Origin of the sequence: Streptomyces sp. NPDC014734, from assembly GCF_043083325.1 — a bacterium.
Lineage (GTDB): Bacteria > Actinomycetota > Actinomycetes > Streptomycetales > Streptomycetaceae > Streptomyces.
This window is the reverse complement of the sequence record NZ_JBIBYN010000040.1, coordinates 1-20,462: the sequence shown is the minus strand read 5'-3', so window position 1 is coordinate 20,462 and position 20,462 is coordinate 1. Positions and strand designations below refer to the sequence as shown.

At 70.6% G+C, this 20,462-nt stretch carries 16 protein-coding genes; 4 read left to right on the top strand and 12 right to left on the bottom strand.

The window, feature by feature from the left end; all coding sequences use genetic code 11:
• Positions 1 to 31 precede the first annotated feature (31 nt).
• The gene (locus tag ACF1CT_RS36345) at positions 32 to 1,459 is read left to right on the top strand and encodes an AI-2E family transporter (protein WP_391788311.1); all 1,428 of its coding nucleotides are present in this window, start codon (positions 32 to 34) and stop codon (positions 1,457 to 1,459) included.
• A 131-nt stretch (positions 1,460 to 1,590) separates the two neighbouring features.
• Here the strand turns inward: ACF1CT_RS36345 and ACF1CT_RS36340 are convergent, their stop codons facing one another.
• Together ACF1CT_RS36340 and ACF1CT_RS36335 are read right to left on the bottom strand one after the other, a co-directional pair.
• On the bottom strand, positions 1,591 to 2,124 hold the full coding sequence (locus ACF1CT_RS36340; RefSeq protein WP_391788310.1) for an alkyl hydroperoxide reductase: 534 nt from the start codon (positions 2,122 to 2,124) through the stop codon (positions 1,591 to 1,593).
• Positions 2,125 to 2,136: 12 nt separating this feature from the next.
• Positions 2,137 to 2,691 (bottom strand): peroxiredoxin, encoded by a 555-nt coding sequence (locus ACF1CT_RS36335; RefSeq protein ID WP_391788309.1) that lies wholly within the window; start codon positions 2,689 to 2,691, stop codon positions 2,137 to 2,139.
• Between the two features lie 167 nt (positions 2,692 to 2,858).
• On the opposite strand from ACF1CT_RS36335, the gene ACF1CT_RS36330 reads away from it, so the two are divergent.
• Entirely contained in the window at positions 2,859 to 3,791 is a 933-nt protein-coding gene (locus ACF1CT_RS36330; RefSeq protein ID WP_391788308.1) for a hydrogen peroxide-inducible genes activator, read from the top strand.
• A gap of 126 nt (positions 3,792 to 3,917) precedes the next feature.
• On the opposite strand, the gene ACF1CT_RS36325 is transcribed toward ACF1CT_RS36330, so the two are convergent.
• From ACF1CT_RS36325 to ACF1CT_RS36305, 5 genes are all read right to left on the bottom strand, one after another.
• Positions 3,918 to 6,317 carry an FtsX-like permease family protein gene (locus ACF1CT_RS36325; protein ID WP_391788307.1) on the bottom strand — a complete coding sequence of 800 codons (2,400 nt, stop codon included), beginning with the start codon at positions 6,315 to 6,317 and terminating at the stop codon, positions 3,918 to 3,920.
• The gene (locus ACF1CT_RS36320) at positions 6,314 to 7,000 is read right to left on the bottom strand and encodes an ABC transporter ATP-binding protein (RefSeq protein WP_391788306.1); all 687 of its coding nucleotides are present in this window, start codon (positions 6,998 to 7,000) and stop codon (positions 6,314 to 6,316) included. Before ACF1CT_RS36320 ends, ACF1CT_RS36325 begins: the two co-directional genes overlap by 4 nt.
• Positions 6,997 to 7,521, bottom strand: coding sequence for a PadR family transcriptional regulator (locus ACF1CT_RS36315; protein ID WP_391788305.1), 525 nt, complete (start codon positions 7,519 to 7,521; stop codon positions 6,997 to 6,999). Before ACF1CT_RS36315 ends, ACF1CT_RS36320 begins: the two co-directional genes overlap by 4 nt.
• A 132-nt stretch (positions 7,522 to 7,653) precedes the next feature.
• Positions 7,654 to 7,905, bottom strand: coding sequence for a hypothetical protein (locus tag ACF1CT_RS36310; RefSeq protein ID WP_391788304.1), 252 nt, complete (start codon positions 7,903 to 7,905; stop codon positions 7,654 to 7,656).
• Positions 7,902 to 8,873 (bottom strand): SPFH domain-containing protein, encoded by a 972-nt coding sequence (locus tag ACF1CT_RS36305; protein ID WP_391788303.1) that lies wholly within the window; start codon positions 8,871 to 8,873, stop codon positions 7,902 to 7,904. Before ACF1CT_RS36305 ends, ACF1CT_RS36310 begins: the two co-directional genes overlap by 4 nt.
• A 221-nt stretch (positions 8,874 to 9,094) precedes the next feature.
• Between ACF1CT_RS36305 and ACF1CT_RS36300 the strand changes: the two genes are divergently transcribed.
• Positions 9,095 to 11,338, top strand: a complete 2,244-nt coding sequence (locus tag ACF1CT_RS36300) for a transglycosylase domain-containing protein (protein ID WP_391788302.1) — start codon at positions 9,095 to 9,097, stop codon at positions 11,336 to 11,338.
• 97 nt (positions 11,339 to 11,435) lie between these two features.
• Here ACF1CT_RS36300 and ACF1CT_RS36295 read toward each other — a convergent pair whose 3' ends face one another.
• The 5 genes from ACF1CT_RS36295 to ACF1CT_RS36275 all read right to left on the bottom strand — a co-directional run bounded on the left by ACF1CT_RS36295 (position 11,436) and on the right by ACF1CT_RS36275 (position 18,619).
• Entirely contained in the window at positions 11,436 to 12,905 is a 1,470-nt protein-coding gene (locus ACF1CT_RS36295; protein ID WP_391788301.1) for a catalase, read from the bottom strand.
• Between the two features lie 178 nt (positions 12,906 to 13,083).
• Positions 13,084 to 14,991: a SpoIIE family protein phosphatase gene (locus tag ACF1CT_RS36290; protein WP_391788300.1), complete on the bottom strand. Its 1,908-nt coding sequence runs from the start codon at positions 14,989 to 14,991 to the stop codon at positions 13,084 to 13,086.
• A 372-nt stretch (positions 14,992 to 15,363) separates the two neighbouring features.
• Positions 15,364 to 16,077: a DUF402 domain-containing protein gene (locus ACF1CT_RS36285; protein ID WP_391788299.1), complete on the bottom strand. Its 714-nt coding sequence runs from the start codon at positions 16,075 to 16,077 to the stop codon at positions 15,364 to 15,366.
• A 234-nt stretch (positions 16,078 to 16,311) separates the two neighbouring features.
• On the bottom strand, positions 16,312 to 16,752 hold the full coding sequence (locus ACF1CT_RS36280; RefSeq protein ID WP_391788298.1) for a hypothetical protein: 441 nt from the start codon (positions 16,750 to 16,752) through the stop codon (positions 16,312 to 16,314).
• Between the two features lie 406 nt (positions 16,753 to 17,158).
• Entirely contained in the window at positions 17,159 to 18,619 is a 1,461-nt protein-coding gene (locus ACF1CT_RS36275) for a class II fumarate hydratase (protein ID WP_391788297.1), read from the bottom strand.
• 139 nt (positions 18,620 to 18,758) lie between these two features.
• On the opposite strand from ACF1CT_RS36275, the gene ACF1CT_RS36270 reads away from it, so the two are divergent.
• Entirely contained in the window at positions 18,759 to 20,288 is a 1,530-nt protein-coding gene (locus tag ACF1CT_RS36270; RefSeq protein WP_391788296.1) for a ricin-type beta-trefoil lectin domain protein, read from the top strand.
• The last annotated feature ends 174 nt before the right edge of the window (positions 20,289 to 20,462 follow it).

Here is a 20,462-nt window from a genome sequence, read left to right as displayed (position 1 = left end):
GGGGAGAAGGAGCGGGGGAAGAGAAACGATCATGTCGAGACTTCCGGGGTGGCTCGACCGCCTGGGCACCGAACTTACCGATCTGGGCGAGCGGCTGGGAAAGCGCAAGACCGAAGCCGAGGAAGAAGCCGCCGTGCCCGTCGACCCGTCGGTGCCGAGCGCATCCACCGCCCCCGTACCCGATGACGCGGACCGGCGCGGCGCTGTCGACCACGTGCCGCCGCCCCCGGCGTACGCCCCGTCCGTCGCCGCCCGGCCCGATCCGGTCGCCGCGATTCCGTGGAGCATGCGGGTCGCTGCCGAGGCGGGCTGGCGACTGCTCGTCCTCGCGGGGACGCTCTGGGTGCTGATGAAGGTGATCAGCACCGTCCAACTCGTGGTGCTGGCGTTCGTCGCCGCGCTGCTCGTCACCGCGATGCTCCAGCCGACCGTCGCCCGGCTGAAGCGGTACGGGCTGCCGCGCGGACTCGCCACCGCGGTCACCGCGATCCTGGGCTTCGTCATCATCGGGCTGGTCGGCTGGTTCGTCGTCTGGCAGGTGATGGACAACATCGACACCCTCTCCGACAAGGTGCGGGCGGGTATCGAGGAACTCAAGCGCTGGCTGCTCAACAGCCCCTTCCACGTCACCGAACAGCAGATCAACGATGTCGCGAAGAACCTCAGCGACACCATCGGCACCAACACCGACGAGATCACCTCCGCCGGGTTGCAGGGCGTCACCGTGATGGTGGAGTTCCTCACCGGAATGCTTCTGGCGATGTTCTCGACGCTCTTCCTGCTGTACGACGGGAAGCGCATCTGGCACTGGGTCCTCAAACTGGTGCCCGCCCAGGCCCGGCCGGGCGTCGCCGGCGCAGGTCCGCGCGCCTGGCGGACCCTTACCGCCTATGTGCGGGGCACGGTCATAGTGGCGCTGATCGACGCGATCTTCATCGGGCTCGGGATCTGGTTCCTCGATGTCCCGATGGCGGTGCCGCTGGCCGTGTTCATCTTCCTCTTCGCCTTCATCCCCCTGGTCGGCGCGGTGATCTCCGGAGCGCTCGCGGTCGTCGTGGCGCTGGTCACCGAGGGCGTGTTCACCGCGCTGATGGTGCTGGCCGTGGTGCTCCTGGTGCAGCAGATCGAGGGCCATGTGCTCCAGCCGTTCATCCTGGGGCGCGCGGTGCGGGTGCACCCGCTCGCCGTCGTCCTGTCCGTTGCCGCGGGCGGCATGATCGCCGGCATCGGGGGAGCGGTCGTCGCGGTGCCGCTGGTCGCGGTCACCAACACGGTGGTCGGTTACCTGCGCGCGTACGGGCAGGAGGAGGCCCTGCGGCACGCCCCGTCCCCGCGCGGGGCGACCGCCCTCGACGTCGCCCCCACACCCGCGCCGGGCTCGCCGCCCGAGGACCGGGAGCCGGAACACGACGAAGGCAACCGCGGTACGAACGACGGGAACGGGAACGGGAAGCGGTAGCGCGACCGGCGGAGACCGGGGCGCACCTGCGGAGACCGGCGGCGCGTCGGTGGGCCGGGAGAAAGAAGAGGAAGAGCCCCGGGGACGGTCGGTCGTCCCCGGGGCCCTTCCCGTATCAGGGGTGGTGCGTCCTACTCGGCGAGCACGGCCTCGGCGTCGAGGGTCACGCCGACCGCCTGGATCACCGAAGCGACCTTGACGGCTTCCTGGATGGTCTCACGGTCCACGCCGGCCTTGCGCAGCACCTGCTCGTGCGAGTCCAGGCACTGGCCGCAGCCGTTGATCGCGGAGACGGCGAGCGACCACAGCTCGAAGTCGATCTTCTCCACACCCGGGTTGCCGATGACGTTCATCCGCAGCCCCGCCCGGAGCGTCCCGTACTCGGGGTCCGAGAGAAGGTGCCGGGTCCGGTAGAAGACGTTGTTCATCGCCATGATGGCGGCGGCCGACTTCGCGGCGGCGTACGCCTCCGCGGAGAGGTTGGCCTTCGCCTCCGGCTCCAGCTCGCGCAGCACCTTCGGCGAGCGCGAGGCGATCGCGCAGGCGAGGACGGTGCCCCACAGCTGCTGCTGCGGGAGGTTGCTGTTCCCGATGACCGAACCGAGGTTCAGCTTCAGGTCCTTCGCGAAGCCCGGGACGGCGGCCTTCAGTTCGTCGAGTGCCATGTCGCCGTCAGCTCACTCGCCCGAGAGGAGCGCGACCGGGTCGAGGGTGTCCTCGCCCTTGGACCAGTTGCACGGGCACAGCTCGTCGGTCTGCAGGGCGTCGAGGACCCGGAGGACCTCCTTGGGGTTACGGCCCACGGAACCGGCGGTCACCATCGTGAACTGGATCTCGTTGTTCTGGTCGACGATGAAGACGGCGCGCTGGGCGAAGCCGTCCTCGCCCTCGATGCCGAGGTCACGCATGAGCTCGTGCTTCGAGTCGGCCATCATCGGGAAGGGCAGGTCGGTCAGGTCCGGGTGGTCCTTGCGCCAGGCGTGGTGCACGAACTCGGAGTCACCGGAGAAGCCGAGGACCTGGGCGTCACGGTCGGCGAACTCGTCGTTCAGCTTCCCGAAGGCGGCGATCTCGGTGGGGCACACGAAGGTGAAGTCCTTCGGCCACGCGAAAACGACCTTCCACTTGCCCTCGTAGGTCTTGTGGTTGATCTGCTCGAACTCCTTGCCCTTCTCCAGCGAGACACAAGCAGTCAGGTCGAACTCGGGGAACTTGTCACCGACAGTGAGCACGCGTACTCCTTGCAGCGTCGGAAATCCCTTGTGGGGGACTTCCTGAGGGTTGGACGTTCCCCACCTTGGCACAGAGAGCATTGATCGCGGAAATAGCTACAATCGGTCGTGATGATCGGAGGTGCCTATCAGTGAAACAGGGCAACCAGGGTAATCAGGCCAACCGGATGAAACAGCCCAGCCTGTCGCAGCTGCGCGCCTTCGCCGCCGTCGCCGAGCACCTGCACTTCAGGGACGCCGCGGCGGCCATCGGCATGAGTCAGCCGGCACTCTCCGGAGCCGTCTCGGCGCTGGAGGAGGCGCTGGGCGTGCAGCTCATCGAGCGTACGACGCGCAAGGTGCTGCTCTCGCCGGCGGGGGAGCGGCTCGCGGTCCGGGCCCGCGCGGTGCTGGAGGCCGTGGGCGAGCTGATGGAGGAGGCGGAGGCGGTGCGGGCGCCGTTCACCGGTGTCCTCAGGCTCGGCGTGATTCCTACCGTCGCCCCGTACCTGCTGCCGACGGTGCTGCGGCTGGTCCACGACCGCTACCCCGAACTCGATCTCCAGGTGCACGAGGAGCAGACCTCCTCGCTGCTGGAGGGGCTGGCCGCGGGGCGGCTGGACCTGCTGCTGCTCGCGGTGCCGCTCGGCATCCCGGGCGTCACCGAACTTCCGCTCTTCGACGAGGACTTCGTGCTGGTGATGGAGCGGGACCACTGGCTGGGCGGGCGCACCGACCTGCCGCGCGAGGCGCTGCGCGAGCTGCCGTTGCTGCTGCTCGACGAGGGGCACTGCCTGCGCGATCAGGCGCTCGACATCTGCCGGGAGGCGGGACGGACACGGGGGGCACCCGTGACCACGACCGCGGCCGGGCTTTCCACGCTGGTGCAGCTCGTCGCCGGCGGGCTCGGGGTGACGCTGCTGCCGCGTACCGCGGTGACGGTCGAGACCGGCCGCAACGACGCGCTGGTCACCGGGTACTTCGAGGAACCGGCACCGTCGCGGCGGGTGGCACTGGGGATGCGGACGGGGGCGGCGCGGCACGAGGAGTTCGAGGAGTTCGCGGCCGCGTTGCGCGAGGCCATGCGGGCGCTGCCGGTCCGGGTGACGGCGGGCGCGTAGGAGGGGAGAGCGGGGCAACGGGAGGAGCGGGGCGGAGGCAGGGCGGGAGGAGCGGGCCGGAACCGGAGAGGGGGTGAGGTGCCCGGAACGTTCCGGGCACCTCACCCCCGACGGTCGGGGCGTCCGTCACTCCGTGCGCAGGCCGTCCGGCCGCATCATGCGCCACAGCGGCGGCAGCGACAGCAGGGTGACGAGCACGATCAGCGCGGCACCCGCCCCCACCATCGGCAGGAACAGCCACCAGTCGGTCACCTTCTTGCCGACCATGCGGATCATCGCGGCCCCCAGGCCGAGGCCGCCGACGACCGCGACCGCCAGGCCGATGAGCACCGGGACGGCGGTCTGCCAGAGCACCGACCAGCCGAGCGTCGAGCGCCGGGTGCCGAAGGCCACCAGTACCGACAGCAGGCGCTTGCGCTCCCGCAGCTGTTCCAGCTGCGAGACCAGCATCGCGGCGGCGATCAGCAGCAGCGTCGCGGTCGCCCCGGCCTGGAGACCCCGCTGCACGGTGAGGTACTGCCGGTCCTTGGCCACCGAGGTGAGGGCGGCGATCCGCATCCCCGGGTCCAGTTCGGCCGCCGTGTTCCGCACGTACTCCGAGACGTCCGGCACGCTCTGGTCCACCCGGATCTGCGCGTTGGTCGTGGCGTGCGGCAGGGTGCGCGGGTCGATCGCGCCGACCGTCGCCATGATGCCCATGTGCTCCTCGTTCATCGGGTCGCGGCGGGCGGTGACGGTCGGGGTGTCGGCGGGCAGGGTCCACGGCATCGACTTCTCGCCGGGCTGATGCCCCGTCAGGTAGTTGAGTTCGACCGTCTTGCCCTTGCGGGCCGTCTTGTCGATCCAGTCCGCCTGCTCCTTGTCGCCCTCGGGGTGGACGACGAAGACGTCGCCGTCCCGGCAGGACTCGATCCGGGCGATCTCGCGCAGGGTCGCGCAGTCGCCGATGGTCAGTCCGGTGGTGGGCTGGAGATCGTCCTCCTCGTACGCGCCCGGTTTCACCGCGAACGACTCGACAAGGCCGATGACGCCCGTGACGCCCTCGGTGGCCCGGAACTTCTCGATGGTCCGGGTGGCCGCGTCACCGCTGACGACCTCGGAGGACGTGTAGAACTGGGCGCGCCGCTCGTCCTGGCCGGTGAGCCGGTTGAACTCGTCCCCCACCGCGACGAACAGCATCTGCAGGGCCACCGCGCCCGCCACCGCGACCGTGATGCCGCTGACCGCGCGGGAGGCCGCGCCGCTGCTGAGCTGGAGCCGCCGGGTGGCGAGCTGCCAGGGCACCGGGCCGCCGTGCAGACGCTTCACGCACGCCTCGATCAGCCAGGGCAGCAGCAGCGCGAGCCCGAACAGCACCAGCACGGCGCCGCCCGCGACCGGATACGGGTTCACATCGCCGTACGGCTCCACCTTGCCGGTCAGCAGGAGCACCGCCAGACCCGCGACCGGGATCAGCAGCCGCCACCAGAGCCGCCGCCCGCGCTCGCGTCCGCCGCGTACGACGCCGAGCGGTTCGATCACCACCGAACGCATGGCGAGCAGCGTGACGAACACCGCCGCCGACGGCACCGCGACCACGACCAGCGCCGCGAGCCGGGGGTCGGGGACCAGATCCGCCGGGAAGGCGCTGAGGTCCCACACCTCGACGGTGCCCATGAAGTGCCGCCCCGTCAGGAAGAACGCCACACCGGCCAGCAGGCCGAGGACCGCCCCGAAGAACGCCTCACCGGCCGCGATCCGGCGGGTCGTCCGGATGTCCGCGCCGACCAGACGCAGCGCGGCGAGCCTGCGGTCGCGCCGGTCGCCGCCGAACCGCACCGAGGTCGCGATGAAGGTCGCGACCGGCATCAGCAGGACGACACAGATCAGGATGACCAGGACGACGAGCATCGGCGGCATGGGCTCGGGCGGTGACGGGTCGCCGTAACCGGCGATCCGGTAGCCGCTGTCGACGGTAAGGGTGGAGCTGCCCACGTAGAAGAGCAGCTCGCCCGGGGAGATCAGGCCGGGTTCGGCGATCGTGCCGGTGATCCGGTACGGCAGCCGGTCCCTGAGCAGGCTGCCCTCCGAGGAGTTCAGCAGCTTCTTCAGGGCGGGCGAGACCACCATCTCGCCCGCGCCGGGGAAGCGCTCCACGCCCGGCGGGCGGACGGGGCGGGCCCCGTCCGGGCGCATCAGATGGCCCTCGACGGTCCGGCCGCGGTACTCCGTCGTCGCGTTGACCCGGATCACCGTGGTGTCCGACTTCTTCACCAGTGCGTCCGGGTCGTCGGACTTGTTCTCGGAACGCGCCTGACTGCGCGCCGAACGCTCCTCGGACAGGTGCGGCGCGGAGGCGGCCGTGAGCAGCAGTGCCACGCCGAGGCCGACGCCGACGGCGGTCAGCAGGGTGCGGATCCAGCCCTCGCGCCCGCCCGCGGCGGCGAACCGGATGCCCAGGGCGAGGTCCCGCAGGAAGGAGGAGAGGCCGCGGGCGGGCCGGGGCGGGGCTTCGGCCGGGGCCTTCGCGCGGTCGAGCAGGGTCATGCGGTGTGCTCCAGGTCGAGGGCCCGGCCGTCGCGCACGGTGACGTCGCGGTCGGAGTACGCGGCGACCCGGGCCTCATGGGTCACCAGCACCACGGCGACGTTGCTGGACCGGGCCGCCTCGGTGAGCAGGTGCATGACCCGCTCGCCGTTCAGGGAGTCCAGGGCGCCGGTCGGTTCGTCGGCGAAGATCACCTTGGGCGAGGCGGCGAGCGCGCGGGCCACCGCGACGCGCTGACCCTGTCCGCCGGAGACCTCTCCGGGGCGCTGTCCCGCGACGCCGTCGACCTCCAGGCGCTCCAGCCAGTGCCGTGCCGTGTGCTCGGCCTGCTTGCGCCGGACGCCGTTCAGGCGGAGCGGCAGGGCGACGTTCTCCACGCAGGTCAGCTCGGGGACGAGCTGGCCGAACTGGAAGACGAAGCCGAATTCGGTGCGGCGCAGGGCGCTGCGCTCGGCGTCGGACATGGCGGAGAGCTCGCGGCCCGCGTAGGTGACCGTGCCCCGGTCGGGGGTGACGATTCCGGCGAGGCAGTGCAGCAGGGTCGACTTCCCGGAGCCGGACGGGCCCATCACGGCGACGACCTCGCCCGGGTGGATGGAGAAGGAGGCGCCGTCGAGCGCCGGGGTGGAGCCGTAGGTCTTGTGCAGGCCGTCGGCGTTGAGCAGGGAGCCGTCGAGGGTCATGCGCCGACCTCCTCGGCGAGCCGGTCCAGCCGGGCGGCGGTCAGTTCCAGCCAGCGCAGATCGGCTTCCAGGTGGAAGAGCGCGTGGTCGCAAATGAGCTGGTCGGCGAGGTCGCCCTTGCGCTTGCGGTCGGTGAGGATCCGCATCAGGCGCAGGTGCTCGGTCCGCTGGGTGTCCAGCAGGGCCTCCGCGCTGCGGCCGGTGAGCAGAGCCAGGACGACCTTGGTGTAGAGCGTCGACTGGAGGTACGGCTCGGGCTTCTCCGGCTCGGCGAGCCAGGCGGCGACATCGGTGATGCCGGCCTCGGTGATGGCGTAGCGCTTGCGCTCGGGGCCGCTGCCGCTCTCGACGCCGTCGACCTCGACGAGGCCGTTCCTCAGGAGCCGGGACATGGTCGAGTAGACCTGGCCGTAGTGGAGCGGGCGGTCATGTCCGAACTTCTCGTCGAACGCGCGCTTGAGGTCGTACCCGTGACGGGGGCCGGACTCCAGGAGTCCGAGCAGGGTGTGGCCGATAGACATGCGGAGCACTGTACATGGTGTGTATACCTCCGGTGTATACGTGGGGGCGGGGTGCGGGAACGGCGGATGGCGGGCCCGGGAGCGGGGGAATCCGCTCCCGGGCCCGCCATCGGGCCGGGTGGGTGCTCCGGGTCACTCGGGTGCCGGGGGCTCCTGGTCCGCGGCCTTGGGCGGGCGCCCCCGGCGCGGGATCGGGCGGGCCGTGCCGGGCAGGCGGCCCGCCTCCGCCAGCGCCCTGCGCAGCAGGAACTCGATCTGGGCGTTCGCGCTGCGCAGTTCGTCGGACGCCCAGCGGGCCAGTGCGTCGTGCACCGCGGGGTCCAGCCGCAGCAGCATCTGCTTGCGCCGCGGCGGGGTCCTGCGCGCCGGGGACTCGTCGGTCACTGGTAGAGCGTGCCCGTGTTGAGGACCGGCTGCGCCGCGCGATCACCGCACAGCACCACCATCAGATTGCTGACCATGGCGGCCTTCCGTTCCGGGTCCAGCTCGACGATGTCCTGCTCGGCGATCCGGGTCAGCGCCATCTCGACCATGCCGACCGCGCCCTCGACGATCTGCTGCCGGGCCGCGACGACCGCCCCGGCCTGCTGGCGCTGGAGCATCGCGGAGGCGATCTCGGGGGCGTACGCGAGGTGGCTGAAGCGCGACTCGATGATGCGCACACCGGCGGCCTGCACCCGGGCGGTGAGCTCCACGGCCAGCTTCTCGGTGATCTCCTCGGCGTTGCCGCGCAGCGAGAGGCCCGCCTCGTCGTGTGCGTCGTACGGGTACTCGATGGCGATGTGCCGGACGGCCGCCTCGGTCTGGGTGGCGACGAACTCCAGGAAGTCGTCCACCTCGAACAGTGCCTGCGCGGTGTCCTCGACCTTCCACACGACGATCGCGGCGAGTTCGATGGGGTTGCCGTAGGCGTCGTTGACCTTCAGGACCGCGGTCTCGTGGTTGCGCACCCGGGTGGAGATCTTCCGGCTGCTGGTGAGCGGGTTGATCCAGCGCAGTCCGTCGGTGCGGATCGTGCCGACGTACCGGCCGAAGAGCTGGATCACCCGGGCCTCGCCCGGTGCGACCATCTTCACACCCGTCATGCAGAAGAACGAGGCGATGGCGAGCAGGACCCCGAGGATGCACACCGGGACGCCCACCCCGTTGTTCCCGTTCGAGCCGACGACGCCGCCGATGATCGCGAGCGCGATGCCGGCGAACACCCCGAGCACGGTCAGCAGCAGGCCGAGTCCGCCGGGAATGCTGTGCGCCGTCACCTCTCTCACCTGCGGTTCGGGCATCTGCGGCGCGTCGGGCGCGAGGTCGGTGGCCGGTACCGCCGTCTTGCCCGCGATGTCCTGGTCGGTCATGGGATCCCCCGTTTCGAAGAAGCAATCTCTGCTAGCAATGTGATTACACATTAACGGATTTCGCAACCTTGGGAGCCCGTCGGGAGTCGGTTCCCTTGAGAGCGGGTGCTGATTGTCACGTCCGGAAAAAGCCGCATCGCTTGCATTCCGTCCTCAAGGACGGTGTTAGCTGAGTCGAACCGACCGAGCCGGTCGGGCGGAGAAACAGGAGCGGAACAGCGATGGGTCGAGCGGAGGCGCGAAGAGCCCAGCGGCGCGGAGCGCGGCGGGCGCCGGGGAGGGGCGGCATACGCAGGCTCTTCACCTGGCGGAAGATGCTGGGGACCTTCTTCGGTCTCTGCCTGCTGGTCATGGGCGCCTGCGTAGGGCTCTACCTCTACGTGGACATCCCGAAGGCCAATGCCCTGGCCGAGCGGCAGAGCAACGTCTACCAGTACAGCGACGGCTCGCTGCTGACCCGGGTCGGTGACGGGGTCAACCGCCAGAACGTGAACCTCGCCGAGGTTCCCGAGGTGGTGCAGCACACCTTCGTCGCGGCGGAGAACAAGACGTTCTACAAGGACAAGGGCGTCGACCTCAAGGGCACCACGCGCGGCATCATCAACACGCTCACCGGCAAGGGCAAGCAGGGTGGCTCGACCATCACCCAGCAGTACGTGAAGAACTACTACCTGACGCAGGAACCGACGATCAGCCGCAAGCTCCAGGAACTGGTGATCTCCCTCAAGGTCGACCAGAAGCAGAGCAAGAGCGACATCCTCGCCGGGTACATCAACACCGCCTTCTACGGTCGCGGCGCGAGCGGCATCCAGGCCGCGGCGCAGGCCTACTACGGGGTGGACGCCAAGGACCTCAACGTCTCCCAGGGCGCCTACCTGGCCTCGCTGCTCCAGGCGCCCAGCCAGTACGACTGGGCCACCGCCTCGGAGACCGGCAAGAAGCTCGTCAAGGACCGCTGGAACTACACGCTCGACAACATGGTCGAGATGCACTGGCTCGACAAGGCCGAGCGCGACAACCAGAAGTTCCCCGTCCCGATGAAGCCCAAGCCCGCCCCCGGCATGGAGGGCCAGACGGGGTATCTCGTCGAGGCCGCCAACAAGGAACTCGACAAGCAGGGCCTCACGGCGGAGGTCCGGCAGGCCGGCGGCTGGACGTTCACCCTCAACATCGACAAGAAGCGCCAGAAGGAGCTGGAGAAGGCGGTCGATGGCCGTCTGGAGTCCAAGCTCGACCGCAAGGGCAACAAGGTCGACGCGACCGTCCAGGCGGGCGCCACCTCCGTCGACGCGAAGACCGGCGCGGTCGTCGCGCTGTACGGCGGCGTGGACTACGTCAAGCACTACATCTCCAACGCCACCCGCCAGGACTACCAGCCCGCCTCCACCTTCAAGCCGCTGGTGTTCGCCGCCGCGCTGGAGAACGGGGCGAAGACCCAGGACGGCGACCGGATCGGCGTCAACACCCGCTACGACGGCACCAGCAAGCGGCCCGTCGTGGGCAGCGACACCCCGTTCAACCCGCAGAACGAGGACGACGTCAACTACGGCGACGTCACCGTCCAGACCGCCATGAACAAGTCGATCAACTCGGTCTTCGCGCAGATGGTCGTCGACGTCGGCCCGGCGACGGTGAAGAAGACCGCGCTGGCGCTGGGCGTGCCGGACAAGAACTTCCCCGAGCGCCCCGCCATCACGCTCGGCACGATGAACGCCTCCACCTGGGACATGGCGGGCGCCTACGCCACGCTCGACAACCACGGCAAGAAGGTCACGCCGTTCATCGTGAAGGCCGCCAAGCACCAGAGCCGCACCTACGAGCCCGTCGAGGGCGTCGGCGGCCAGGCGATCAGCCGCAAGTCCGCCGACACCGTGACCTCGGTGCTGCGGGGCGTCGTGGACAGCGGCTCCGGCCACGAGGCCGACACCACGGCCTACGACGCCGCGGGCAAGACGGGTACGTCGGAGAACAACAAGGCCGCGCTGTTCGCGGGCTACACCCCCGAGCTCACCACGGTCGTCGCCCTCTTCGGCGAGTCCCCCAACGGCGGCGGCCAGGTCAGCCTGACCGGTACCGCCAACTCGGGCCGGGCCAACGGTGGCGGCTTCCCGGCGCAGATCTGGGCGGACTACACCCTGGCCGCGCTGAACGGCGGTTCCGACGCCAAGTTCGACCTGGAGGACGTCGAGCGCGGCGAGTCCACCGTGCAGCAGACGCCGTCGAACAGCCCCTCGACGACGGAGAGCCCGACCCAGGACCCGACCCAGGACCCGAACCCGCCGAAGGAGAGCCCGATCCGGACCCCCGAGGCGCCGGTGAGCGAGTCCCCGGACGTGCCCCCGGTGAGCGAGTCGCCGGACGTGCCCCCGGTGAGCGAGTCGCCGGACGTGCCGGGCGAGGGCGCGGGCGCCGGCCGACCCGGCGACGGCAACAACATCGCCAACAACAACCAGCCGGCGCGCTGAGCGCCAGAACCGGCGATGAGCGGCACGGGCGGGGGCGGTACCTTCTCGGTACCGCCCCCGCCCGTTTCCGTGGCGCCCTCGTGCCGTCGGGCGGGTGTCAGCCGCCGTTGACCTTCTTGGCGACCCGGTCGCCGAGGTCCTTGTCCACGTTGCGCCAGTACTGCAGGGCCCGCTCCAGCACCGGGGCGCTCACACCGTCCAGCAAATGGCCGGAAATGTTCGACACCATGCGCTCGCGCGCCGCGTCGTCCAGCACCTTGCGCACCAGCGTGCCCGCCTGGCCCCAGTCGTCGTCCTCGCGGTGCAGCTTGTACGCCTCGTGCACCATCTCGCCCGCCGTGGCCCAGCCCGCCGGGTCGCCGTAGCGCGAGGTGTCCGCGGCCGGACCGCCGTACGAGTTCGGCGCGTAGACCGCGCCCGTGCGCGAGGGCTCGTACCGCATGGGGCCGTCCTTCGCGTAGGAGTTCCGGCCGAACCGCGGGCGGTTCGGCGGTAGCTGCGCGTAGTTCGGACCGATCCGGTACCGGTGCGTGTCCGGGTATGAGAAGAGCCGGCCGAGCAGCATCTTGTCGGGCGACGGACCGATGCCCGGCACCAGGTTCGACGGCTCGAAGGACGCCTGCTCGATGTGGACGAAGAAATCCTCCGGGTTCTCGTTCAGCGTCATCCGGCCGACCTCGATCTCCGGATAGTCGCCGTGCGGCCACACCTTGGTGAGGTCGAACGGGTTGAACCGGTAGCCGGGCGCGTCGTCGAACGGCATGACCTGGACGTACAGCGTCCAGCTCGGATGCTCGCCGCGCTCGATCGACTCGTACAGGTCGCGGCGGTGGACGTCGCCGTCGACGCCGGCCATCCGGTCGGCCTCGTCCTGCGGGTAGAAGTCGATGCCCTGGTCGGTCTTGAAGCGGTACTTCACCCAGAACCGCTCGCCGCCCGCGTTGACCCACATGTAGGTGTGCGAGCTGTAGCCGTTCATGTTGCGGTAGGTCTTCGGGATGCCCCGGTCGCCCATCAGCCACGTCACCATGTGCGCGGACTCGGGGGACAGGGTCCAGAAGTCCCACTGCATGTCGTGGTCGCGCACCGCGTTGTCCGGGCGCCGCTTCTGCGAGCGGATGAAGTCCTGGAACTTCATCGGGTCGCGCACGAAGAAGACCGGCGTGTTGTTGCCGACCATGTCGTAGTTGCCATGCTCCGTGTAGAACTTCAGAGCGAATCCACGCGGGTCGCGCCAGGTGTCCGGGGAGCCCTGCTCACCGGCGACCGTGGAGAAGCGGGCGAGCATGGCGGTCCGCTTGCCCGGCTGGAAGAGGTCGGCCTTGGTGAACTGACTGATGTCGTTGGTCACCTCGAAGAAGCCGTAAGCGCCGGAGCCCTTGGCGTGGACCACCCGCTCGGGGACCCGTTCCCGGTTGAACTGGGCCATCTTCTCGATGAGGTAGTGGTCCTGGAGCAGGATCGGACCGTCGGACCCGACAGTGAGCGAGTGCTCGTCGCTCTCCACCGGGATTCCGGCGTTGTTCGTGGTGTAGGGGGTGTTCCTGGTCTTCGATTCCTCAGGCACGAGGGTCCTCCCGTCGGTGGGGGTTTCGCTCAGGTCGCCTCGTTCACGACTGAAGTCAACTCCGCCGACAGGAGGTCGGCAACATTTCGCTACCGTCCGTGCAGGGCTCTTCCCTTCCGGGCTTTCCCTTCCGGGCTCTTCCCGTGCGGGCCGGACCGCCGTCGGCCCGGCCGTCCGCCTACTGGCCCCGGGTCGGAATCTCGAACCAGACGACTTTGCCGGTCGAGAGCCGCGTCGCCCCCCACCGCCTGGCCAGCCGGTTCACCAGGAACAGGCCGCGCCCGCCCTCGTCCATGTCCCGTGCCCGGCGCTGCCGCGGCAGCTGCGGGGCGTCGTCGCCGACCTCGCAGCGCAGGAAGTCGGTGCGCAGCAGCCGCAGTGTCACCGGTCGCTCCGCGTAACGGACCGCGTTGGTCACCACCTCGCTGACCAGCAGTTCCACCGAGTCGGACAGATCCTCCAGCCCCCAGCGGCTCAGCGCCCGCCGGGCCAGCCTGCGGGCCCGCCCCGGGGCGGTCTCCTCCGGCTCCAGGTGCCAGTAGGCGACGTCGCTCGGAGCGATCCCGTCGAACCGGGCGGCGAGCAGGGCGATGTCGTCGTCCCGGTCACCCGGGCCGAGCATGTCCAGGACGTCGTCGCACAGCGCCTCCAGCGGCGGCGAATGGTCCGGTCCGGTCAGCCGTGCGGTGGCGGCGAGGCGCTCGCGCAGCATCTCGATCCCGGTCCACACGTCCCGCAGCCGGGACTCCACCAGACCGTCGGTGTAGAGGAGCAGAGTGGCCCCGGCCGGGGCGTCCAGCTCGACCGCCTCGAAGTCCACCCCGCCGACCCCGATCGGGGCGCCGGGCGGCACCCGCAGCACCTCGGCCCGCCCGCCCAGGTGGAGCAGGACGGGCGGCGGGTGCCCGGCGTTGGCGATGGTGATGCGGTGCGCGACCGGGTCGTACACCGCGTACAGGCAGGTCGCCATGCGGTCGCTGCCGAGCCGCTGCGCCTGTTCGTCGAGGTGGTGCAGGACCTCCTGCGGCGGCAGGTCGAGCCCGGCCAGGGTCTGGGCGGTGGTGCGCAGCTGGCCCATGATCGCCGCGGACGTCATGGAGTGCCCCATGACGTCGCCGACCACCAGGGCGACCCTGCTGCCGGGCAGTGGGATCGCGTCGTACCAGTCGCCGCCGACCCGGGCGGTCTCGGCGGCCGGGAGGTATCGGGAGGCGAGCCGTACACCGGTCGGCTGGGGCAGCGAGTCGGGCAGCATGGTGCGCTGGAGCTCGTCGGCGATGTACGCCTCGCGTCCGTACAGCACGGCCTTGTCGATGCCGAGCGCGGTGTGCGTCGCCAGCTGGGCGGCGACGAGCAGGTCGTTGGCCTCGAAGGCGGGCCGTTCGGGTCCGCGCAGGAAGACGGCGGCGCCGATCACGCGCCGTCGGCCGCGCAGCGGGGCGAGGATCGCGCGGTGTCCGGTCGGCACCGTCCGGTTGGCGCCCAGCAGCTCGGGAAGGGCGGCACGGGCCGCCGCGGAGTCGCCGAAGACCGGGCGCACGCCGCGCAGCACCTCGGACAGCGCACCGCCGGAGCGGACCTCGCACAGCTCGGCCGCGGGCGGCAGATCACCGTGCGGATCGACGACCGGCAGCCGCAGGCGATCGATCTCCGACGGGGAGTCGGTCTCCTCCTCGTGCAGCCGCAGCCGGTCCGAGCGGCGCAGCCGGAGCACGAAGGGGGAGACCGGCCGCTCGTCGCCGACCGGCAGCGGGTCGCGGAGGTAGACCAGTATGGCGTCGGAGAACGTCGGCACGCTGGCCCGGCACAGCCCCAGCACGATCTCGTCGAGATCGATGCCGCGGGCGATCCGCCGGGTGGCCGCACCGACGAACCGCAGCCGGTCGCCCTCGCGCCGGACCGCGACCTGTGGGTCGAGCCCCGCGGGGCCGGGGAGCGCAGGGCCCGGAGCGGCGGCCGGACCGGGGATCGCGGCGGCGGCATGGGAGACGGCCGGCGCGGCGTCCTGCTGCCGCGGCCGGGCACGTTCCTGCGACCGGGCGGCGAGAGGCTGCCGGCCTTCGTGGGAGGTGGGATGCTCCGTCACGCGTGGGGTTCCGTCCGTCCGGGCCGGTTGTGTGAGGCAGTCACCTCGTGGGGCGCTACTTTGCCCCGGCAAGAGCGGCGAAAACAACGGCTGTCACCGGATGCCCCCGAACGAGGGGCCGAAACCGGATGCCCGCGGAACAGTTCGGTGACAACGTTTCCGGTGGCGGGGCGGGCGACATCGAACACGTCTCCACCCCCTCGTAGTGGCTCAAACGATTCATGCGACTGATGTGCGGTTCGTACAGCTCATGCAGTGCGTGATGCTCGTGCGATGACTTGTGGTCAGGTCCCGTGCCACACCGACCGGTTGGATCGGCGGGGCACTCCGGGGACGATCCTACGGTTGCCCCCCTGGGGTGCGACAAGGGTCTCATGACGTCATGGGGGTGGGGGTACGGTCCCAGTCATCCGGGAGCGCCGGAACCTGCCAGTGCGGATCGGGCCGCCAGTCCTCCCAGCCGTCGCGGAACGGCGTGCCCCAGTCCCGGATCACCTCGACGGCGGCCAGACCGGCCTGTCGTACCCGCCGAGCTGTCCCCGGGGCCATCAGGCCGACCCGTTGCGCCTGGGTGAACTCGTCCTCGTCCCGCCAGACCCAGCTGCGGTCCGGGTAGACGGAGATGTCGAGAAAGTGGTCCTCGGAGTCGACGCCGCCCGCCCAGCGGGTGCGCGGCTCCTCCAGATTCACGTACCAGCTGCGGAAGTGCCAGCCGGTCTCCCAGAACAGCCAGACCGACCACGGTTCACCCGGACGGGCGAGTTTCAGTACGCCGTTGTGGAGCCAGGTCGAACGGGCGGTGGTGCGCGGGGCGGTGTAGCGGGTGGCGAGCGGCTCGTCGTGCACGTCGGTGCCGTCCGCCAGCACCGGCTTCACGCACTCCGTGCCGGGTGCCACCCACACGGCGAGCAGTTCGTCCGTGTCCCGGACGACGGTGACGGGGCGGCAGATATGGACCGGACCCGGGGCGCGGTCCGGCCCGCCGTCCGCGTCCCGCGGCGCGGGGACGTTGCCGCGGTAGCGCCACAGGATGTGCTCTCCCGGCGCCCAGTGCCCGACGCGCTCGACGTACTCCGTGCCTGCCATGGGCCGATCCTAACGACCTCGCCGGTGATGGAGCGTGGATCGTCAAGCGGCGTCGTGCGACTCCGGATCCATGCCGAGGAGGGCGCGACGCGGCGCCAGCGCGATCACCGCCGACGGCAGAGGCGGAACGAGGGGCCGGGGCGCCCGCCGCCGCCGACGAGGCCGCGCGGGCTGTCCCGCGGCCCCCGGCGGGTGTGCGGCGGGCAGCCGCCCCGGTGGGCGCGCGCTGATCCCTCACGGATGACGGGGCAGCCCCTGCTCCGATCGGTAGCAGGCCGATTCGACGGTGACTTCCAGGAGATCCGGGGCGTTTCCGACTTTGCTCGCCCTGTGCAACCGTATGTCGACCGCGAATTCGCCCCCCTTGGACTCCGCCACGATCTGCGGGCTCCCGGCCCTGCTGCCGTCCACGCCGTCCCGGATGATCTGCCAGCCGTCTTTCGGAAGTTCGACGCGCAACCGGTCCATGCCCTTCTGCATATCCGTAAAGGGGGCCTTGTGGATGCTCCAGGGGTGACGTGCGCGGTAGACCTCCTCGTCGGTGCCGTAGTCCGAGCAGTGCGATGTCATCGCACCTGTCTTCACTACCTTCCCCTTGACGTCGAGGATCTCGGCAATCCGGCTGGACGCCCTTTCGACGCCCGCTTTCACGGTGTCACTGTCCCGTGTTCTCACCCTTGCCTCCTTTCCGTCCGAGCATGCCGTCGCCAGCACACACATCGCGATAATGAAACCGGGTTGAGAAATACGCCTGTTCAAGCTGCACCTTTTCGTATCGGCCAGCGGTAGCGGCCGCCCGATCGCGCAAGCGGGAGAGTTGTGATCGAAGAATCCGGTGTGTCCGCCGGAGTCGTTCTTCGTCGCGGACGTCGGACGACGGGAGGCCCTTCACCGTTCCGATGGAATTCGGACGGGCGGCCGGCTGGCCGGCTCGCCGCTCAGGAGCGAGGTTGCTCCACCACTCCGCGTTCTCCCCGGGTCCCGTCCGTCCCCGGTCCGCCGTCCGCAGCTCCCGGTCCGCCGCCCGCCGCCCGCCGTCCGTCGTGAGCCGTCACCTTCCGGACCGTCGTGGGCGCACGGCTCACGGACGGGTCATGCGCAGCACGTCCAGGGCCTCGTCCAACTGCTCCACCGTGAGGTCGCCGCGCTCGACGTAGCCCGACTCCAGCACCACCTCGCGGATCGTCCGGCGCTCGGCCAGCGACTTCTTGGCGACCTTCGCCGCCTCCTCGTACCCGATGTACTTGTTCAGCGGGGTGACGACGGACGGCGAGGACTCGGCGTACTCCCTGGCCCGCTCCTCGTTCGCGGTGATCCCGTCGACCGTGCGGTCCGCGAGCAGCCGGGAGACGTTGGCCAGCAGCCGGACCGATTCCAGCAGGTTCTTCGCGATGACCGGAAGCATCACGTTGAGCTCGAAGTTTCCCGCCGCGCCCGCGACGGCGACCGTCGCGTCGTTCCCCATCACCTGGGCGGCGACCATCAGCACGGCCTCCGGGACGACCGGATTCACCTTCCCCGGCATGATCGACGAGCCCGGCTGGAGATCGGGCAGGGCGATCTCGGCGAGGCCGGTGCGCGGCCCGGACGCCATCCAGCGCAGGTCGTTGGAGATCTTGGTGAGCGAGACGGCGATGGTGCGGAGCTGGCCGGACGTCTCCACGAGCCCGTCCCGCGCGCCCTGCGCCTCGAAGTGGTCCCGGGCCTCGGTGAGCGGCAGCCCGGTGACGCGGGCGACCTCGGCGATGACGGCGGCCGAGAAGCCGGGAGGCGTGTTGATGCCGGTGCCGACGGCCGTGCCGCCCAGCGGCAGCTCGGCGAGGCGGGGAAGGGATGCGCGCAGCCGTTCGACGCCGTACCGGATCTGCGCCGCGTAGCCCCCGAACTCCTGTCCCAGGGTGACGGGTGTGGCGTCCATGAGATGGGTGCGCCCCGACTTCACGACCGTCGCGAACTCGGCGGCCTTGCGCTCCAGGGCGGCGGCGAGGTGCTCCAGCGCCGGGACGAGGTCCTGGGTGACGGCCGCGGTGGCGGCGATGTGGATGGAGGACGGGAAGACGTCGTTGGACGACTGCGAGGCGTTGACGTGGTCGTTCGGATGGACCTCGCGGCCCAGGCGTTCCGTGGCGAGGGTCGCCACGACCTCGTTGGTGTTCATGTTGGACGAGGTGCCGGACCCGGTCTGGAAGACGTCGACCGGGAAGTGGGCGTCCCAGCGCCCCTCGGCGACCTCCTCGGCGGCCTCCCGGACGGCCCGGGCGATGTCCGGGTCGAGCACCCCCAACTCGGCGTTGACCGTGGCCGCCGCCGCCTTGATCCGGGCCAGGGCCTCGATGTGGGCCCGCTCCAGGCGCTGTCCGGAGACCGGGAAGTTCTCCACCGCGCGCTGTGTCTGGGCCCGCCACCTGGCGTCCGCGGGCACCCTCACCTCGCCCATCGAATCGTGCTCGACCCGGAAGCCGGAGCCGGGCCCGGGGGCCGTGGCGGGGCCGGTCGGGGCGGTGGCCGCGGGGTCCGGTACGGGGGCCTGTGCGTCGTCCATGGATTCAACCTCCTGAAAAAGTTGAGCACTTGTCTGGTTCTGTCTATTCCCAAGTTGCCTACCGACCAGTAAATACCGGTGGTGCTGCATTTTCCCGGGGGACGACCCCCGTACCCCGTGCAGCGACCCGGGAGGCCCCATGAGGCGCACCAGGCACAGACTCCGTCGTACGGTCGCGACCGCCGCGGCCATGGCGGCGGCATTCGGCGGCATGGCCGCCGCGGCAGGACAGGCCGGAGCGGCGGACCGTTCCGCCACCAGCACTACCGCATCCACCCCCCTGTCGCCCGAACTGGAGACCATCCGCGCCGCCGAGGCCACCCGGCTGTACGGCGACCCGGCCGAGCGACCCCTCGCCGACCGCAAGACCGGTCTGATCTCGCTCGGCGACAGCGAGATCTCCGGCGAGGGCGTCGGCACCTACGAGGCGGGCACCAACGGCCCCGACAACTGGTGCCACCGCTCGCCGGACTCCGCCATCCACCGCACCGGCATCCAGGCGGACGTCACGTACAACGTCTCCTGCTCCGGCGCGTACACGGGCAACATCGTGATCGGCGGGTCGAAGCAGTACGCCGATGAGCTCGTGCAGAGCGACAACCTCGCCATCAAGGCCCGCAACACCCGCATCAAGATGATCGTGCTGGTCGCCGGCGCCAACGACGACCTCCAGTTCGGCCCGGTCATGACGGACTGCGTCACGCGCTGGGTGCTCTCCCAGGGCACCTGCCAGCCGAAGTACGAGGGTGGCTGGCAGGCGCGCGTCGACGGCCTCGTGCCCAAGGTCGAGAAGACGGTGCGCGACCTGCGGACCGTCATGTCGGACGCCGGGTACGGCAACGGCGACTACAAGCTCGTGGTCATGGGCTACCCGAGCCCGATCGGACCGGACTTCTACGACAACCCGAGCTTCCCCGGCAAACTGCCCGGCGGCTGCGCCGGGTACGACACCGACGCCGCCTGGGGCCGCAACGTGGCCGTCCCCACCTTCGAGCGCGGCATGCGCAAGGTCGCGGCCGACACCGGAGCCGTCTACCTGGACAACTCCCGGCTCTTCCACGGCCACGAGGTGTGCAGCGAGAACACCTGGGCCCGCGGCCTCTACATCGACCTGTCGCACTTCCCGCCGGACTCCAACTCCCTGCGGCAGTCCTTCCACCCGAACGAGCGCGGCCACGGCGCCTTCGCCTCCTGCCTGACGCAGATCTACAACTCGGGCCTGCGCGAGGCGAGCTGCGCCGACCCGGCGAGCACCGGGCAGCCGGTCCTCCAGCCGGTGGCGTGGGACGACGTGTTCAAACCCCTGAAGAACGAGGCCACCGGCACCTGCGTGGACGCCCCGGCCTCGGTGACCCGCAACGACACCAAGGTCGGCGGCTGGGAGTGCCACGGCGGACGCAACCAGGGATGGTGGTACGACTCCGGCACGCAGACCCTGCGCACGGAGCTGAGCCACGACCGGTGCCTGGACGTGCCGGGCGCCGACTACAAGGCGGGCGCCACGCTCATCCTCTACAACTGCTCCGGCGCGGCCAACCAGAAGTTCGTCCGGCAGTCGGGCACCCTGCGCCCGGCCGCCTCGACCGGACTGTGCCTGACGCTCGCGGCGGCCCGGGACGCGCTGAAACTGCAGAACTGCGACGGCGGCGCGGGGCAGCGGTTCGCGTGACGCCGCGCCCCTTCCGGTTCGCGCGGTGACATGGGGCCGGTGCGGCGCCGCGGGGCGTCCGCACCGGCCGCGGGGGCGGGGGGGGGGGGGGGGGGGGGGCGGCACCCCCCCCCCCCCCCCCCCCCCCCCCCCCCCCCCCCCCCCCCCCCCCCCCCCCCCCCCCCCCCCCCCCCC

Excerpts from the sequence above, each read along its gene's own strand:
- ACF1CT_RS36345 (WP_391788311.1), top strand. The coding sequence starts at position 32 with ATGTCGAGACTTCCGGGGTGGCTCGACCGCCTGGGCACCGAACTTACC.
- ACF1CT_RS36340 (WP_391788310.1), bottom strand. The coding sequence starts at position 2,124 with ATGGCACTCGACGAACTGAAGGCCGCCGTCCCGGGCTTCGCGAAGGAC.
- ACF1CT_RS36330 (WP_391788308.1), top strand. The coding sequence starts at position 2,859 with ATGAAACAGCCCAGCCTGTCGCAGCTGCGCGCCTTCGCCGCCGTCGCC.
- ACF1CT_RS36325 (WP_391788307.1), bottom strand. The coding sequence starts at position 6,317 with ATGACCCTGCTCGACCGCGCGAAGGCCCCGGCCGAAGCCCCGCCCCGG.
- ACF1CT_RS36320 (WP_391788306.1), bottom strand. The coding sequence starts at position 7,000 with ATGACCCTCGACGGCTCCCTGCTCAACGCCGACGGCCTGCACAAGACC.
- ACF1CT_RS36315 (WP_391788305.1), bottom strand. The coding sequence starts at position 7,521 with ATGTCTATCGGCCACACCCTGCTCGGACTCCTGGAGTCCGGCCCCCGT.
- ACF1CT_RS36305 (WP_391788303.1), bottom strand. The coding sequence starts at position 8,873 with ATGACCGACCAGGACATCGCGGGCAAGACGGCGGTACCGGCCACCGAC.
- ACF1CT_RS36300 (WP_391788302.1), top strand. The coding sequence starts at position 9,095 with ATGGGTCGAGCGGAGGCGCGAAGAGCCCAGCGGCGCGGAGCGCGGCGG.
- ACF1CT_RS36285 (WP_391788299.1), bottom strand. The coding sequence starts at position 16,077 with ATGGCAGGCACGGAGTACGTCGAGCGCGTCGGGCACTGGGCGCCGGGA.
- ACF1CT_RS36275 (WP_391788297.1), bottom strand. The coding sequence starts at position 18,619 with ATGGACGACGCACAGGCCCCCGTACCGGACCCCGCGGCCACCGCCCCG.
- ACF1CT_RS36270 (WP_391788296.1), top strand. The coding sequence starts at position 18,759 with ATGAGGCGCACCAGGCACAGACTCCGTCGTACGGTCGCGACCGCCGCG.